Annotated in this window: 15 protein-coding genes; 5 read left to right on the plus strand and 10 right to left on the minus strand. The window is 69.5% G+C overall.

What is annotated here, in order from left to right; translation table 11 throughout:
- The first annotated feature begins 10 nt into the window (after positions 1 to 10).
- Positions 11 to 145, plus strand: coding sequence for a hypothetical protein (locus AC3ANJ_RS18125; protein WP_488317525.1), 135 nt, complete (start codon positions 11 to 13; stop codon positions 143 to 145).
- A gap of 48 nt (positions 146 to 193) precedes the next feature.
- Here AC3ANJ_RS18125 and AC3ANJ_RS18130 read toward each other — a convergent pair whose 3' ends face one another.
- Positions 194 to 1,396, minus strand: coding sequence for an MFS transporter (locus tag AC3ANJ_RS18130; protein ID WP_488317526.1), 1,203 nt, complete (start codon positions 1,394 to 1,396; stop codon positions 194 to 196).
- Entirely contained in the window at positions 1,393 to 1,911 is a 519-nt protein-coding gene (locus tag AC3ANJ_RS18135) for a PaaI family thioesterase (RefSeq protein WP_488317527.1), read from the minus strand. Before AC3ANJ_RS18135 ends, AC3ANJ_RS18130 begins: the two co-directional genes overlap by 4 nt.
- Before the next feature lie 303 nt (positions 1,912 to 2,214).
- On the opposite strand from AC3ANJ_RS18135, the gene AC3ANJ_RS18140 reads away from it, so the two are divergent.
- Positions 2,215 to 2,421 (plus strand): tautomerase family protein, encoded by a 207-nt coding sequence (locus AC3ANJ_RS18140; RefSeq protein WP_488317528.1) that lies wholly within the window; start codon positions 2,215 to 2,217, stop codon positions 2,419 to 2,421.
- Between the two features lie 36 nt (positions 2,422 to 2,457).
- Positions 2,458 to 2,940 carry a winged helix-turn-helix transcriptional regulator gene (locus AC3ANJ_RS18145; RefSeq protein ID WP_488317529.1) on the plus strand — a complete coding sequence of 161 codons (483 nt, stop codon included), beginning with the start codon at positions 2,458 to 2,460 and terminating at the stop codon, positions 2,938 to 2,940.
- A gap of 13 nt (positions 2,941 to 2,953) precedes the next feature.
- Here the strand turns inward: AC3ANJ_RS18145 and AC3ANJ_RS18150 are convergent, their stop codons facing one another.
- Entirely contained in the window at positions 2,954 to 3,556 is a 603-nt protein-coding gene (locus tag AC3ANJ_RS18150; RefSeq protein WP_488317530.1) for a TetR/AcrR family transcriptional regulator, read from the minus strand.
- Between the two features lie 167 nt (positions 3,557 to 3,723).
- On the opposite strand from AC3ANJ_RS18150, the gene AC3ANJ_RS18155 reads away from it, so the two are divergent.
- Together AC3ANJ_RS18155 and AC3ANJ_RS18160 are read left to right on the plus strand one after the other, a co-directional pair.
- A complete protein-coding gene (locus AC3ANJ_RS18155) occupies positions 3,724 to 4,800 on the plus strand; it encodes an alkene reductase (protein WP_488317531.1) in 1,077 nt (358 codons plus the stop codon).
- 95 nt (positions 4,801 to 4,895) lie between these two features.
- The gene (locus AC3ANJ_RS18160) at positions 4,896 to 5,609 is read left to right on the plus strand and encodes an SDR family oxidoreductase (RefSeq protein ID WP_488317532.1); all 714 of its coding nucleotides are present in this window, start codon (positions 4,896 to 4,898) and stop codon (positions 5,607 to 5,609) included.
- 79 nt (positions 5,610 to 5,688) lie between these two features.
- On the opposite strand, the gene AC3ANJ_RS18165 is transcribed toward AC3ANJ_RS18160, so the two are convergent.
- The 7 genes from AC3ANJ_RS18165 to AC3ANJ_RS18195 form a co-directional block, all read right to left on the minus strand.
- Positions 5,689 to 6,300, minus strand: coding sequence for a TetR/AcrR family transcriptional regulator (locus tag AC3ANJ_RS18165; RefSeq protein WP_488317533.1), 612 nt, complete (start codon positions 6,298 to 6,300; stop codon positions 5,689 to 5,691).
- A 34-nt stretch (positions 6,301 to 6,334) separates the two neighbouring features.
- Positions 6,335 to 9,934 carry an urea carboxylase gene (gene uca / locus AC3ANJ_RS18170; RefSeq protein ID WP_488317534.1) on the minus strand — a complete coding sequence of 1,200 codons (3,600 nt, stop codon included), beginning with the start codon at positions 9,932 to 9,934 and terminating at the stop codon, positions 6,335 to 6,337.
- Positions 9,931 to 10,611 (minus strand): urea amidolyase associated protein UAAP2, encoded by a 681-nt coding sequence (locus AC3ANJ_RS18175; RefSeq protein ID WP_488317535.1) that lies wholly within the window; start codon positions 10,609 to 10,611, stop codon positions 9,931 to 9,933. The genes uca and AC3ANJ_RS18175 overlap by 4 nt, the downstream gene beginning before the upstream one ends.
- 17 nt (positions 10,612 to 10,628) lie before the next feature.
- Positions 10,629 to 11,468, minus strand: a complete 840-nt coding sequence (locus AC3ANJ_RS18180; RefSeq protein ID WP_488317536.1) for an urea amidolyase associated protein UAAP1 — start codon at positions 11,466 to 11,468, stop codon at positions 10,629 to 10,631.
- 35 nt (positions 11,469 to 11,503) lie between these two features.
- Positions 11,504 to 13,081, minus strand: coding sequence for a high affinity choline transporter 1 (locus AC3ANJ_RS18185; RefSeq protein WP_488317537.1), 1,578 nt, complete (start codon positions 13,079 to 13,081; stop codon positions 11,504 to 11,506).
- Positions 13,082 to 13,292: 211 nt separating this feature from the next.
- The gene (locus AC3ANJ_RS18190; protein WP_488317538.1) at positions 13,293 to 13,556 is read right to left on the minus strand and encodes a DUF72 domain-containing protein; all 264 of its coding nucleotides are present in this window, start codon (positions 13,554 to 13,556) and stop codon (positions 13,293 to 13,295) included.
- Positions 13,557 to 13,562: 6 nt separating this feature from the next.
- Positions 13,563 to 14,360, minus strand: coding sequence for an SDR family oxidoreductase (locus AC3ANJ_RS18195; RefSeq protein ID WP_488319315.1), 798 nt, complete (start codon positions 14,358 to 14,360; stop codon positions 13,563 to 13,565).

Genomic DNA, 14,360 nt, shown 5'->3' on the forward strand with positions numbered 1-14,360 from the left:
GCACACGGGGGTGCTGAAGGAGCTGCGCACCCAGGTACTCCTGCCGTGGAACGAGAAGACGTGGGACGCTCCGAACGTCGCGCACGACAATCCCGCCGACCAGCACCTGCACGCCTCCGTCATCCTCGGCTTCGCCGAGGGCTGAGGCCCGAAGCGCTCATCGGCCTGGCCACCGAGACGCGCTGACTCCCACTCACCGGGTCCGCAGCATCCGCGGCCGATCGCCCGCGCGCCCACCGACGATCAGCAGCGCGGCGACCGCGACGCACAGCACGGTGAGGGCGATCGCAGCCGCTCCGACGGCGATGCGCAGTGAGATCGCGGTGGCGACTGCTCCGACGCCGATGGCGGTGGCAGCCTGCAGCGCGTATGCGATGAGGTAGAGGAAGGACAGCGTCGCGCCGCGGTGGCGTTCGGGCGCGAGCCGGTTGATGAGGGCGAGGCCGCCGGTGAAGGTCAGCGCGTACGCGATGCCGCCGACGATGCACCACAACAGGAACAGCGGGAGCGACTGGAGAGCGCTGGCTGCGGTCATGAGAGCGAGGCTCACCATGGTGAGTCCGATGCCGACCCAGATGAGCGCGCGGGCAGAGAATCGGGCGAGGAAGAGCCCGGTGACACCGATGAACGCCGACGAGACGGCCAGCAGGACGCCGACGAGAGCTGTGTCGTCGGTGTGGGTGAACTGGTCGATCATGTGTGCGCCGAGGGAAAGGAAGATCGCCCCGACGCAGTACGCCAGGCCGACCGAGAGCGTGGCGACGACGAACCCGATCCGGATCCCCGGGGGGACGAACGGAGCCTGCGGCCGCCACCGGGTCACCTGCGGCGGCCGGTCATCTGGCGTGGCCAGCAGCGCGGCGATGGAGGCGGCAGCGAGAGCGAGGAGGACGATGTAGCTCCACAGCAGCGGCAACGGGAGGTACTCGGCGAACAGACCGCTGAGCAGCAGCGCCAGGGTGAGACCGGTCGCGGTCGCCACCGTGGCGATGGTGCTCGCGAAGCGGGGGCTGCTCGTGGTGTTGTTCTCGATCAGGGACGCGGTGGCCGCGCCCATCGCCAGTCCGGCCCCGGCGCCCTGCAGTACCCGGCCGACATAGAGGAAGCCGACATGAGGCGCGAAGGCGAACACGAGCGCGGAGATGCCGATGAGAGCGATGGCCGTGATCATGATCCGGCGGCGGCCGAACAGGTCGGACAGATTCCCGAACAGCGGCAGCACCACGATCAGCGCCAGCTGGTACGTCGCGAACACGGTCGTCACCACGACCGGTGTGAGATCCCACTTCTCGGCGTAGAGCGGGTAGACCACACTGGGCGCACCCGACGACCACAGCGCGAGAGCCAGAACCGACGCGGCAGACCAGAACGCCCCGCGTCGGCCGAAACGGGTCACGAGGCAGGATCCGGGTGCACGATGAGACACGTGCTGGAAGCCGTCGCGAGGACACGACCTTCCTCGTCACGAATGTCGGCCTCCGCGAACGCGGCGCTGCGGCCGGCGCGCGTGACCCACCCGTGTGCAGTGACCGGGCCGGTGTCGGCGGTGATCAGACGCAGAAACGAGACCTTGATCTCCAGGCTGGTGTATCCGACACCCGCGGGGAGGGTGGAGTGCACCGCGCACCCGCACGCGGAGTCGAGGACGGTCGCGAAGAACCCGCCGTGCACGGATCCGATCGGGTTGTAGTGCGACTCGTCCGGCACCGCCGTCAGCACCACGTCCCCCTCGGACACCGAGATGAACTCTAGCCCGATGTGACTGCTGATCGGCGGAGACGGCACGTCCCCTGCCACCAAGGCCTGGAGCCGCTCGAGCCCGGACCGGGCGAACAGCACCCGCTTGTCCTTCCCAGGAACCCGATAGCGGATGGTTCGGGACCGCTCGGAATCGTCTTCGTACGTCGTCATGGTCGCCTCACGCCACCGGCGGCGATGTCGATCACCGCGTCAACGATCGCGGTCTTCCGCGCGTGTGACTCCGTGTGCACCAGGCGACCCCAGTCGCTGAGACGTCCCGTACCCAGTACACGCACCGAGACCCGCAATCCAGTGCGTCGGCCGAACGTCGTGTAGCGCATGCCTGTGCTCCTGTCTGCCCTGTGAGGATGCGACCCGAGATCCGAGTCACGTCGACCCTATCGATGCTAAGTTGGCTGAAACAACTCAGAGCGTAATAGAGTGCGCTGGCGCGGCGCGAGAGCGGGCTGACGGATGCTGGTGTTCCCGGTGCACATCCCGGCGGGCAGGTTCGCCGCCGACCAGAAGAGTGCCCTCGGCACGGCACTACCGGAGGCGTTGCACGAAGCGCTCGGGATACCCGCCGAGGACCGGTTCATCGCGCTCATTCCGGTGCCGAGGGAGAACTTCTCCTTCGTCCGCGGCGAGCTCCAGCCCGCCCCCGACGACGCATCGGCCTGACTCGACACCGCCACGAACCTCGGGAAGGATGGCAGCATGCCTCGACCGTCGGCGACCCTCGCGCAGGCACTGGACAACCCGTGCGGCATCGTCCGGAGCGTCGGGGTACTCGCCGACTCCTGGAGCTTCTTGATCGTCCGGGAGGCGTTCCTCGGGGCACGGATGTTCGCGCAGTTCCGTGACCGGCTCGGCATCGCCTCTGACGTCCTCAGCGTCCGGCTCGCGACGCTCGTCGGGCACGGAGTGATGGAGAAGATTCCATACCAGGAGCCCGGTCAGCGCACCCGTGACGCTTACCAGCTCACGCCCGCGGGCGAGGAACTGAAGGTCGTGATGGTCGCCATGCAGCAGTGGGGCGAAGCACACATCCCCCGCACGCCCGGCTCGCGTGTGCTGCCCGTCGCGATCGAGACGGGCGAGCGCGTCCGCGCCGGCCTGCTCGACCCGCATGGCAGGGTCGTCGACAACCGGGACGTCGCGTTCGTCCGCACGAGCACCGCCGAGATCGCGGCTTCGTGACCCCGGGGCTGGTTCAGTCCGGGAGGATCGCCGACACTTGTGTGCGGATGTCGGCGAGGAGTTCCGGGATGCTCGAGGCCGTGTTCATGCTGGCCCCCAGCTCGAGGAAGTGGATGGCCGATATCACCCGGGCCAGTGTCGCTGCGTGTTCCGTCGCAACGCCCGCCCGCCCGGTGAGGAGGTCGGCGACAGCTTGCTCGGTCTGCGCGACGATGGAGAGCGCTTCGGCGTGGTGGGGTTCGTTCAGGTCGCCGAAGACCATCTCCCTCAGGTAGGTGCGACCGTTGTCGACCTGGACGCGGTTGCACTCCACGACCGGGGTCATCAGGGCAAGGATCGCGTCCACCGCCGTGGACTCTCGCGCAGCAGCGGCACGCCCGCGCTCCAGCGCCTCAAGATAGTGGGCGTTCTGAACCAGCAGCAGCAGCTCACCCTTCGTCTTCGCATACAGGAACAGCGTCCCGGTGCCGATGTCCGCCGCGTCCGCGATCTGCTGCGTCGTCACCTCATCCACCCCGTGCTCGGCGAACAGCTCGCTCGCGGCCGCCGTGATGCGCTCGAGCTTGGCCTGCTTGTTGCGCTCGCGTCGCCCGACCGGCGGTGTCGCCACTGACATCGTGTTCCTCCCAGGGGAATAGACTCTGACTCACCTCAGTTATGAGTGTAGTCACTGCTATGTGGACTCGGATGTGCCTCGACTCATTCTCCCATGCCCTGTGCGCACGACCGTTGTACACGGGAAGCAGCCGTCGATCTATGCACTCGAAAGGAACCTCACCCGCTATGACGTCCTCGTCTCTCTGGCAGCCGTTCACCCTCGGCCGGATCGAACTCCCGCACCGGCTCGCGCTGGCTCCGATGACCCGCAACCGCGCCAACCCCGACGGTGTCCCCGGCGAACTCGCCGCGGAGTATTACGCGCAGCGTGCATCGCTCGGGCTGCTGATCTCCGAGGGCACGCAGCCGTCGGAGGACGGGCAGGGGTACTTCAACACCCCCGGGATCTACACTCCCGAGCACGTCGAGGGCTGGCGTCTGGTTGCGGACGCGGTGCACGAGAAGGCCGGGCACCTGTTCATCCAGCTGATGCACGTCGGCCGGATCTCCCATCCGGACAACTCCCCGCACCACCGGCAGGCGGTCGCTCCGTCCGCGATCGCTCCCGGCGAGGAGATCTTCACCGCCACCGGGAAGCAGCCGATCCCCGTACCGCGCGAGCTCAGCACCTCCGAGATCCAGGGCGTGATCGGCGAGTTCCGCCACGCGGCGGTTTCCGCGATCGCCGCCGGCGCGGACGGGGTCGAGATCCACGCCGCCAACGGGTACCTGCTGCACCAGTTCCTCTCCCCCAACGCCAACCAGCGCACCGACGAGTACGGCGGCACAGTCGAGAACCGGGCGCGGTTCGTCATCGAGGTCGCGCGTGCCGTGGCCGAGGAGATCGGCGCGGATCGCACCGGCATCCGGATCTCCCCCGCGTTCCCCCTCGGCGGGCTGAACGAGGGCGACACCGGAGCCGTGCATGCCCAGTACCGCTACCTCGTCAGTGAGCTCGCAAGGCTCAATCTGGTCTACCTGCACGTGCACCACCTCGGCGACGACGGCCTGCTGCGCTCCTTCCGAGATGTGTGGCCGACAGCGGTCCTCGTCGTCCGCTACGGGCGCGACCGCGACGGCATCGCCGCCGACATGAACGCCGGGCTCGCCGACATCGCACCGCTCGGCCGGTTCGCCCTCGCCAACCCCGACATCGTCGAACGGCTCCAGCAGGACGCACCGCTCAACGACATCGACCCGGCGACTCTGTACGGCGGCGGCGCGAACGGGTACACCGACTACCCCGTCCTCACCCACGCCTGACCCTCTCCGTACGTGACCGGGCCGGGCACGCACCCGGCGCCCGACCCGGTCACCCTCAACCACCCGCACACCACTCGAAAAGGACTATCCATCTCATGACTTCCCTCAACGGCGCTGTCGTCCTCGTCACCGGCGCGAACGGAGGCATCGGCGCGCACTTCGTCCGAGAGTCTCTCGCCCGCGGCGCGGCGAAGGTCTACGCCACGGCCCGGACGCCCCGCGAATGGGATGACGAGCGCGTCGTTCCCCTCGCCCTCGACGTGACAGATCCGGAGTCGATCCGCGCCGCCGTCGAAGCCGCGCCGGACGTGACCATCCTGATCAACAACGCCGGCGTCTCGGTGTCCAGTCCCGGCATCCTCACCCATTCGGACGAGGAGATCCGCCGCAGCGTCGAGACCAACTTCCTCGGCCCGCTGTTCCTGACCCGCGCCTTTGCTCCGGCCCTCGCCGCGAAGGGCGGAACCACCGCGATCATCGACATCCACTCCGCGCTCTCCTGGTACGCCGTGGCGGGGATCTACTCGGCCACCAAGGCCGCCCTGTGGTCTGCGACGAACTCGCTGCGCCTCGAGCTGCAGCCCGCGGGCGTGCAGGTCGTCGGGGTGCACGTCGGCTACGTCGACACCGCCATGGCCGCGCACGCCACCGACTCGAAGCTCGACCCTGCAGAGCTCGTCTCGACCGTGCTCGACGCGACCGAGGCCGGCGAGTTCGAAGTCCTCGCGGACGACACTTCGGTGCGGGCCAAGGCCGGGCTCTCCGCACCGCTGGAGGCCGTGTACCCGCAGCTCGCGACACGCGGCTGACCGTTCGGCGGGAGGGCGGGCATCCGCGCCGCCCTCCCGCCGTCGTCTCATGCGGACGAGCGGGGCGCACGCCCGAACATCACTCCGGTTCTGGGCGAGTCCTCGCGGCACCGACCACGCGAAGACACGCATCCGCGATCTGCTCGGCGACGTCGTCGGGCACGGCGTCGCGCTGACGCAGCTCGATCACCATCTCGACGAGCTGCATGCATGCGGCACCGCGGATGCCTCCGTCGCCTCCCGCGATCCGCTCGGCGAGCTGCTCGTAAGCCGCCCGCAGCTGCGCGCGCGCCTCGCGGATCGCCCCGAACTCCGGGTCACCGAGCTCGGGCGTCAGGTACAGGACGCCGAGGTTGTGCGGGGCATCCCGCAGCGTCTGCACGTCGCGGTGCACCAGCGCCCGCAGCGCGGCGACGGCATCCGGCTCGGCGAGCAGCTCGTCGAGCCCGTCCAGCGTCGGCCGCACCGAGGCATCCAGCAGTTCGAGCAGCAGCTGCGGCTTCCCGGCCACGTGGTAGTACAGACTCGCCTGCCGGATGCCGACGCGCTCGGCGATGTCGCGAGTGGACGTCGCCGCATAGCCGCGGCTGGCGAACAGCTCGGCCGCGGCATCCAGGATCTGCTCGCGTGCCGAGCGTCCGTCCTCCGTGCGCGCCAGCGCTCTCGGTCTGCCGGCAACCGCTTTGCTCATGCCTGCGATACTGCCACGAGTCCCGTCGCCGTGCTCATCGCGCCGCCTCCACGATCGCCAGGAGCTGCCCCGCCTCGACCCGCTCGCCCGGCCGCACCATGATCTCGCGCGTGGTCCCGTCGATCGTCGCGCTCACGGCGGCCTCCATCTTCATCGCCTCCAGCACGATCATGTGGTCGCCGATCTTCACCTTCTCCCCCGCCGACATCGCGATCTGCCACACCGACGCGGCGAAGGGCGCGCGCACCGCGACGCATCCCTCCGGCAGCGGCGCCTCCTCGACGACGGGTACGGCCGCGGCATCCGATTCGACCGGCCGATCGAACTCACCGGAGAGGCGCCAGCGCTCCCGCTCCTCGGCGAACGCGCGCCGCTGCGTCGTACGGAACTCCTCGATCGACGACGCGTTCTCGGCGAGGAACCGCTCATGGTCGGCCAGTGCGAACGTGCCGTCCACGGTCCGGTAGTCCCCGCGGCCCGCGTCGGTCTCCGCCCGCAGCTCGAGCAGCTCGTCCGCGGACACCGGGTACCAGCGGATCCGATCGAAGAACCGCAGCGCCCACGGATTCTCGGCGAACAGCCCGCCACGGCGGAAGCGGTTCCAGATCTGCACGGTCCGGCCGACGAACTGATAGCCGCCTGGTCCCTCCATGCCGTAGATGCACATGTACGCGCCACCGATGCCGACCGAGTTCTCGGCGGTCCATGTGCGCGCCGGGTTGTACTTCGTCGTGACGAGGCGATGACGCGGATCCAACGGCGTCGCCACGGGGGCGCCGAGGTACACGTCGCCGAGGCCCAACACGAGATACTGGGCATCGAAGACGGTGCGCAGCACGTCGTCGACCGAGTCGAGGCCGTTGATGCGCCGGATGAATTCGATGTTCCACGGCGTCCACGGCGCATCGTCCCGCACGCCGGCGATGTACCGCTCGATGGCCAGCCGCGTCGCCGGATCATCCCAGGACAGCGGCAGGTGCACTTCGCGGGACGGCACCTCGAGCTCCCGCGTCGGCGGCAGCGCGTCATCCAGTTCCTGGAGGAGGCCGACGAGTTGCGAGGCTCGCAATGCCCCGGCATCCGTGTGGATCTGCAGGGATCGGATCCCGGGGGTGACGTCGATCACCCCCGCCGGCTGCTCCTCCTCCAGCGCGGACTGCAGCGCGTGCACGCGCATCCGCAGACCCAGATCGAGCACCTGGTCGCCGAATTCGACGAGCAGGTTGTCGTCGCCGTCCCGGCTGTACGTCACACGTGGACGCGCGTCGCCCTCGGCATCCCTCCGCGCCAGGATGCCGTCGTCGCCGTCGCCTCCGATGAGCGGGATCGTCCCGAACGAGCGGGCGGCGTCCAGCCCAGCCGCATCCGCCTCGCGCACCGGCACGAAGCGGACGGTGTCGCCCGGACGCAACTGACCGAGCTTCCACAGCTCGCCGCTCGCGACGACCGCGGGGCACACGAAGCCGCCGAGGCTCGGTCCGTCTGGGCCGAGGATGATCGGCGTGTCCCCGGTGAAGTCCAGGGCGCCGACAGCGTACGGGGTGTCGTGGATGTTCGAGGGGTGCAGGCCCGCCTCGCCGCCGTCCGTGCGCGCCCAGGTCGGCTTCGGTCCGCTCAGCCGCACGCCCGTGCGCGCCGAGTTCACCTGCACGGCGTACTCCGCGGCGTACAGCTCGTCGATGTCCGCACGGGTGAAGAACTCCGGCGCCGCGTGCGGGCCCTCCGTGACGCCGATGCTCCACTGGTGCGTCAGGCGCGGACGGCGTTCGATCGGCGTGGGGCCGCCGACCGGTCCGGATACCCGACCCGGACGCAGCACGTCTCCGGCCTTCAGCGCCCTCCCTCCGTGCCCGCCGAAACCGCCGAGCGTGAAAGTCGACGCACTGCCCAGATACTCGGGCACGTCGATGCCGCCGCGGACGGCGAGATAGGTGCGGATGCCGGGGCCCGGTGCCGCCCCGATGCGCAGCGTCGCGCCGGCCGGCACCTCGATCGGCGTATACGGGTCGACGGGAACGCCGTCGACCGTGACGTCGGCGTGTGCACCTGTGACGCAGACACTCGTCGCGGCGCTGAAGCGCAGGACGGGGCCGGTGAGCGTGATCTCCAGGCCAGGAGCACCCTCCGGGTTCCCCAGCGCCAGGTTGCCCTCCCGGAAGGAGACCGCATCCATCGGCCCGGACGGCGGCACCCCTACCTTCCAGTACCCGAGGCGACCCGGCAGGTCCTGCACGGTCGTGAGCATGCCCGGTTCGACGACCTCGATGCGCGGATCGGGATCTCCGACGCCGTCCAGCGTGCCGGTGTGGTGCTCCACCGCGCGCACCCGCTCGTCGCGCACGATCTCCCGCAGCATCCCGGTTCCCGTCACGATGCCGTCGATGCGCGTCTCGGCGAGCGCGTCATGCAGCCGGTCGAGCGCGCCGTCGCGGGTGGGGGCATGCGCGATGACCTTCGCGAGCAGCGGGTCGTAGAAGCTGGTGACGTCGAGACCCGCCTCGATCCAGGCATCCACGCGCACGTCGTCGGCCTCCGGGAACCGCACCGCCGTCACGAGACCCGTCGACGGCGTGTTGCCGCGATCCGGATCCTCCGCGTAGATGCGGGCTTCGACCGCATGCCCGTTCGGCGTGGGGGCCACGTCGAACAGCGCGCTCGGCAGCGCGGACGGTCCACCGGCGGTCAGGTCGAGCATGAGTCCGACCAGGTCGAGTCCGTAGACGGCCTCGGTGACCGGGTGCTCCACCTGCAGGCGGGCGTTCACCTCGAGGAAGTACGCCTGCTCGTCGATCGGGTCGTACACGAATTCGGCCGTCCCGGCCGAGCGGTATCGGATGCCGGCGGCCAGCGCCGCCGCGGTCGAATGCAGGGTCTCTCGCACCGCGTCGGGGAGCCCCGGCGCGGGCGCCTCTTCGACGACCTTCTGATTCCGGCGCTGCAACGAGCAGTCGCGGTCACCGAACACGGCGACCCGACCCTCACCGTCGCCGAACAGCTGCACCTCGACGTGTCGAGCCGGGCGGACGAACTTCTCGAGGAAGACGCCGGCGGAGCCGAAGCTCGCCGCGGCCTGCCTGGTGACCGCGTCGAACGCCTCTGCTACCTCGTCGGCTGACGCGCAGACCCGCATGCCGATGCCGCCGCCGCCACCGGTGGCCTTGAGCATGACCGGGTAACCGATCCGCGCGGCCTCGGCGACGGCCTCATCGCGCGAGGCCAGCACATCGGTTCCCGGCAGCAGCGGCACGCCGGCGGCCGCCGCGAGCGCGCGGGCGGTGTGCTTCAGGCCGAACGCGTCGAGCTGGTCGGGGGTGGGGCCGACCCAGCCGATCCCGGCGGACTCGAACGCACGGGCTGCTGTCGAGTTCTCGGCGAGGAAGCCGTAGCCGGGGTGCACTGCGCCGGCGCCGGTGTCGACGGCCGCCTGCAGCACGGCATCCAGAACCAGGTAGGACTCGGATGCCGGGGCGGGCCCCAGACGCACCGCGGTGTCCGCGTCGCGGACGTGCGGGGCGGCACGATCCGCGTCGGAGTACACCGCGACCGTGCGCAGTCCGCGCTCGCGGGCCGAACGGATGATGCGGCGGGCGATCTCGCCGCGGTTCGCGACCAGGAGGGTGTCGAAGGCGTTCACGGGTGGCCCACAATCATGCGCAGCGGAGTGCAGCTGAAGTCGTTGCAGGGGTTGTTCATCTGCGGGCAGTTCGAGACGATCACCAGCACGTCGCGCTCGGCGCGCATGGCGACGCGCTTACCCGGGGCGGACATGCCGTCGACGATGCCCAGCGAGCCGTCGGCCTCGACGGGCACGTTCATGAACCAGTTCAGGTTCGAGACCAGATCCCGCGCACCCAGGCCGTACCGCGCCGCCTCGGCGAGGAAGTTCTCACGGCAGGCGTGCTGGTACATCGTGTGGTGGCCGTAGCGCAGCGTGTTGGACTCCTTGCTGCATGCGCCGCCGATGGTGTCCTGACGGTCGATCTCGTTGTCCACGACCGTCATCAGGGGACGCCCGAGGTTGCTGCGCAGCACCGTGCCGGTGCCGACGTAGGCGTTGCGCTGCCAGGCGATCGTGTCCGCAGCGCTGTAGCGCTCGTCGGTGTCGGCGGCGTCGTACACGAGGAAGTCGGCGGACTGGTTGCCTCCGACATCCACGATCGTGAGCACGTCTCCGGCAGCGACGCGCGCCGACCAGGAGGCTCGGGGTTCGACGCGCTCGTCGAGCACGATGGCACCGGCGACGAGCGGCCGGGACCAGTCCATCAGGGCGTCCGGCGCGTGGACGGGTCGGTCGGGAACGGTCGTGATCATGACGTCCTCCTTGTCGTTCAGAGCCCGGCGAGCTCTGCGTAGGCGATCGAGTTGCGATAGGCGCGTTCGCGCTCGGGGGATGCCGAGAACACGGCATCCTGTGCTCCGGTCGGGGCCGACTTCCATGCCGTGACGCGCAGCGGACCAGAGATGTAGTCGTCGCGCGGATCGACGGGGTGGGGCGCATTGGCGATGAGCACGATGAGCGGCAGTTCGGCGACGAGCTCGACGCTCGTGCCGGGCCCGGCGGATCCGAGCCAGCGCGTGGTGCCGTCCTCGTCGATGCGGACGCCCTGGAAGAACGACACGGCCGGCGGCAGATCGCGCGACGTGAGTCCGTGCTTGCTCGCGGCGAGGCGCAGCAGGGCGTGCCCCGACGGAGTGGGGCCCTCGGGCAGGGCGTCGCCGTACTTGGCGATGCTCCATGCGTCGCTCGTGGTCCCGCAGAACGCGTCGTGGTGGCCGGAGGTGTCTGCGGCGATCGTCGCGAGCACGCGCCCGTCCCCGGAGAGCAGCGGGTGCCCCGCGCCGAGATACGCCTGCCACGGGATCTTCTGCGTATCGGCGACGTTCAGCCGCTCGTGCGGCGCGAGGGCGTTGAACACGACGAGGCCGGCGCATGCGTCGCCGGTGACGTCCTCGAGCCGGATCCGCGTGCCGCGAGCCACCCGCAGGTGCGTGTAGCCGCCCGGAGCGACGGTCTCGGCCCAGCGCAGGTCCCGGGGGGCGACGTCCGACGGCGCGAACGGCGCCGAGGACGGGGGCAGGTACGGCATCCAGTCGGACTGCGCGGCCCGCCCGCGGGCGTCCCGCCGTGCCCGATCGACATTGCTCAACTCATCGACGCGACCGCTCATCACCGCTCCTTTTCTATCGATTGACAGGTATCCCATCAGTGCGAGATTTCCGGCACGTTTCGATCGGATCGCGGGGCGGGAACATCCTCGGCATCCGCTGCGCGCACCGCGGCGGAAACGGGTTCGAAGGCGCCCTCCTGCTCCTGCGCGAGCTCGGCCTTGACGACCTCTTCGGCCGCGAACTCGGTCGCCGTGCGCGGGGAGAGGAGCCCGACGACGACGAAGGTTCCGAACCCGATGAGCGCCGAGACCAGGGTCGCCCAGCCGTCGAAGTCGGCACCGATGAGGGTGTTGGGGATGTAGAGGATGTCGTTCGGAACCCCGTAGATCGTCGGCGTGAGGGCGAGATAGGTCATGCGGACGACGAACCCGACCGCGATGCCGATGAGCGCGGCCGCGGCACCTGCACGGCGCCAGAAGATGCCGAACAGGAACGGTGCGGCCAGGCACGCGAGCATGAGGTCGAAGGCGAGGGTCAACAGGATGCCGGTCTGGCTCACCTGGATGGCCAGGAACGAGCCCAGCAGGACGATCGGGATCATCGCCACACGCGTCCAGCGCAGCAGGGGGTCGCTGCCCGAGGTGGTCGAGCGCCGCACCGTGACGAGGTTGCGCACCGCGATGGCGCTGGTCGCGAGGATCGCGCCGGATGCCGTGGAGAACGACGCCGCGACGACGCCGGACAGCACGAGCACGGCGATCAGGGGAGGCGCATAGTCGTCGAGAAGGGTGAACAGCACCGGCCCGTCGGCGACCGAGATCCCCAGCACGGCCGTCGCGGTCAGCGCGACCAGAGCGAAGATCGTGCCGATGACAGCCGTTCCCGCAGCGCCGGCGAAGCATGCCCGTCGAGCGATCTCGGGCGTTCGGGCGCCGAAGATGCGCTGCATGAGGTCGATCGCGACGAGGTCGCCGATGCCGAGCGCGACGAGCGTGGCCCAGTTGATCGGCGCGCCCATGGCTGGGTCGGTCAGCTGTGCGAAGTCGAACGGTCCCATGCCCTCGGGGATGACGATGCCGTAGCTGAGCATGACCCAGACCAGCAGCGAGATCGAGGCGATGACCGTGATCGTCATCTGGATGGCGGCGGTATAGGCATCCGAGAAGAGGCCGCCGGCGATCGTGTACGCCAGCACGAGAGCGACCGACAGCACGATGCCCCATGCGTACGGGATGTTCGCGAAGCGCTCCAGCAGGAAGCCGCACGCGACGAGGTTGCCGGCGAGCAGGATCGTGAAGGCGAGGATCATGAGGGCCGACGCGATGACCTCGGTCGCGCGTCCGTACCGCAGGCGGAAGAAGTCGGCGAGCGTGAACAGCTTCATCCGGTTCATCGGCTTCGCGAGGAACAGCCCGGACAGGAACAGGCAGATCGCCAGACCGAGAGCGAGCGATGCACCCGACCAGAAGCCGAACTGCGACGTGAGGTCGGTGTTGCCGACGGTCGCGTTCGAGTCGACGGCCGCGGCCGTCAGAGAGACCGCGACCAGCGGGACGCCGAGTCTTCGCCCCGCGACGAGGTAATTGGCACTGTCGCCGTCGATCTTGCGAGCGACATAGATGCCGACCAGGAGGACGACGAGGACGGTGATCGCTACTCCGAAGATGATCATGGGCTCTCCTGAGGACGGGTGGTGCACCAGGTGTTTCTATCGAGTGATAGAAACCGAGTGTCCTCGCCGGTTCAGCGCCCGCGATTTCGGCGTTGTAACGCTCTTGTGAAATTGCGCTCACAAGATCGGGGGGTGCGGCGCGGACGCTGCCGTCGGAATCAGAGGGATTCAAAGAGAATCGAATATGTCGCCGGTCCGGCTCGCCGTGCGATCACGGGGATCCCACCGCGCCGACCCGCTGTGCCAGCCGCACCGCGTCATGCGGCGCGTGCCCGAGCGCATCGTTGTCGAAGTACACGTAGACATCCCGACCCTCGGCCGCCCACCCGCGGATCCGAGACGCCCACGCGTCCAGCTCGGCATCCGTGTAGCCGCTGGTATAGAGCTGCGCGAGCCCCTTCGGGGAGAAGTCACCCCGCCAGCGCGGATACCGCCACCCCGAGGTGCCGATCCGAACGACCGGAGCGCGCGCCATGCGCGCTCACACGGTCCGCCAGTCGTGCTCTGTGATCGCGGCGCCCGCCTGCGGGCCCATCTGCAGCATTCCGCCGTCGATCACGATCGACGTGCCGCTGATGTAGGCGGCGCCTGGCGAGGCGAGGAAGGCGATCAGCGCCGCCACCTCGCGGGCATCCCCCGGCCGACCGAGCGGGATGCCAGGACGATCCTCCTGGTACGGATCGCGGTCGGTCTGACCCGTCATGGGCGTCGCGATCTCGCCCGGCGCGACGCTCACCGCGGTGATGCCGCGACCGCCGAGCTCGAGCGCGATGTTCTTCATCAACCCGGCGAGGCCGTGCTTCGCCGCGTCGTACGCGCTCGACCCGACCATCGGCTGATGCGCGTGCACGCTCGTCACCGCGATCAGCCGCCCTCCGTTGCCGCCGGCCGCGAGGTGCCTGGCCGCGCGCTGCAGGCAGACGAACGCTCCGGTCAGGTCCACATCCACGACGCGTCGCCACTCGTCGAGGCTCACGTCGAGGAACGGCGTCGACAGGCCGGTCCCCGCATTGTTCACGAACACGTCCAGGCCGCCGAGCTCGGCCACGAGGTCATCCACGACGTCGCCGCAGGCAGGGATCTCGGTCGTGTCCAGTCGAGCGACGATCGCCCTAGACCCGTGCGAACGGACCTCTTCGGCGGTGTCCTCGGCACCGGCGGCATCCGAATGCCACGTGATCGCCACGTCGACGCCTTCAGCGGCGAGCGCGACGGCCGTGGCGCGGCCGATGCCGGAGTCCGCACCCGTGACGATCGCGCGGCGAGGCTCGACCTCCAT

The organism is Microbacterium sp. STRO-1N, from assembly GCF_057748015.1.

Coding starts and splice junctions, on each gene's coding strand:
- AC3ANJ_RS18135 (WP_488317527.1), bottom strand. CDS start 1,911: ATGACGACGTACGAAGACGATTCCGAGCGGTCCCGAACCATCCGCTAT.
- AC3ANJ_RS18140 (WP_488317528.1), top strand. CDS start 2,215: ATGCTGGTGTTCCCGGTGCACATCCCGGCGGGCAGGTTCGCCGCCGAC.
- AC3ANJ_RS18145 (WP_488317529.1), top strand. CDS start 2,458: ATGCCTCGACCGTCGGCGACCCTCGCGCAGGCACTGGACAACCCGTGC.
- AC3ANJ_RS18150 (WP_488317530.1), bottom strand. CDS start 3,556: ATGTCAGTGGCGACACCGCCGGTCGGGCGACGCGAGCGCAACAAGCAG.
- AC3ANJ_RS18155 (WP_488317531.1), top strand. CDS start 3,724: ATGACGTCCTCGTCTCTCTGGCAGCCGTTCACCCTCGGCCGGATCGAA.
- AC3ANJ_RS18160 (WP_488317532.1), top strand. CDS start 4,896: ATGACTTCCCTCAACGGCGCTGTCGTCCTCGTCACCGGCGCGAACGGA.
- AC3ANJ_RS18165 (WP_488317533.1), bottom strand. CDS start 6,300: ATGAGCAAAGCGGTTGCCGGCAGACCGAGAGCGCTGGCGCGCACGGAG.
- AC3ANJ_RS18175 (WP_488317535.1), bottom strand. CDS start 10,611: ATGATCACGACCGTTCCCGACCGACCCGTCCACGCGCCGGACGCCCTG.
- AC3ANJ_RS18180 (WP_488317536.1), bottom strand. CDS start 11,468: ATGAGCGGTCGCGTCGATGAGTTGAGCAATGTCGATCGGGCACGGCGG.
- AC3ANJ_RS18185 (WP_488317537.1), bottom strand. CDS start 13,081: ATGATCATCTTCGGAGTAGCGATCACCGTCCTCGTCGTCCTCCTGGTC.
- AC3ANJ_RS18190 (WP_488317538.1), bottom strand. CDS start 13,556: ATGGCGCGCGCTCCGGTCGTTCGGATCGGCACCTCGGGGTGGCGGTAT.
- AC3ANJ_RS18195 (WP_488319315.1), bottom strand. CDS start 14,360: ATGGAGGTCGAGCCTCGCCGCGCGATCGTCACGGGTGCGGACTCCGGC.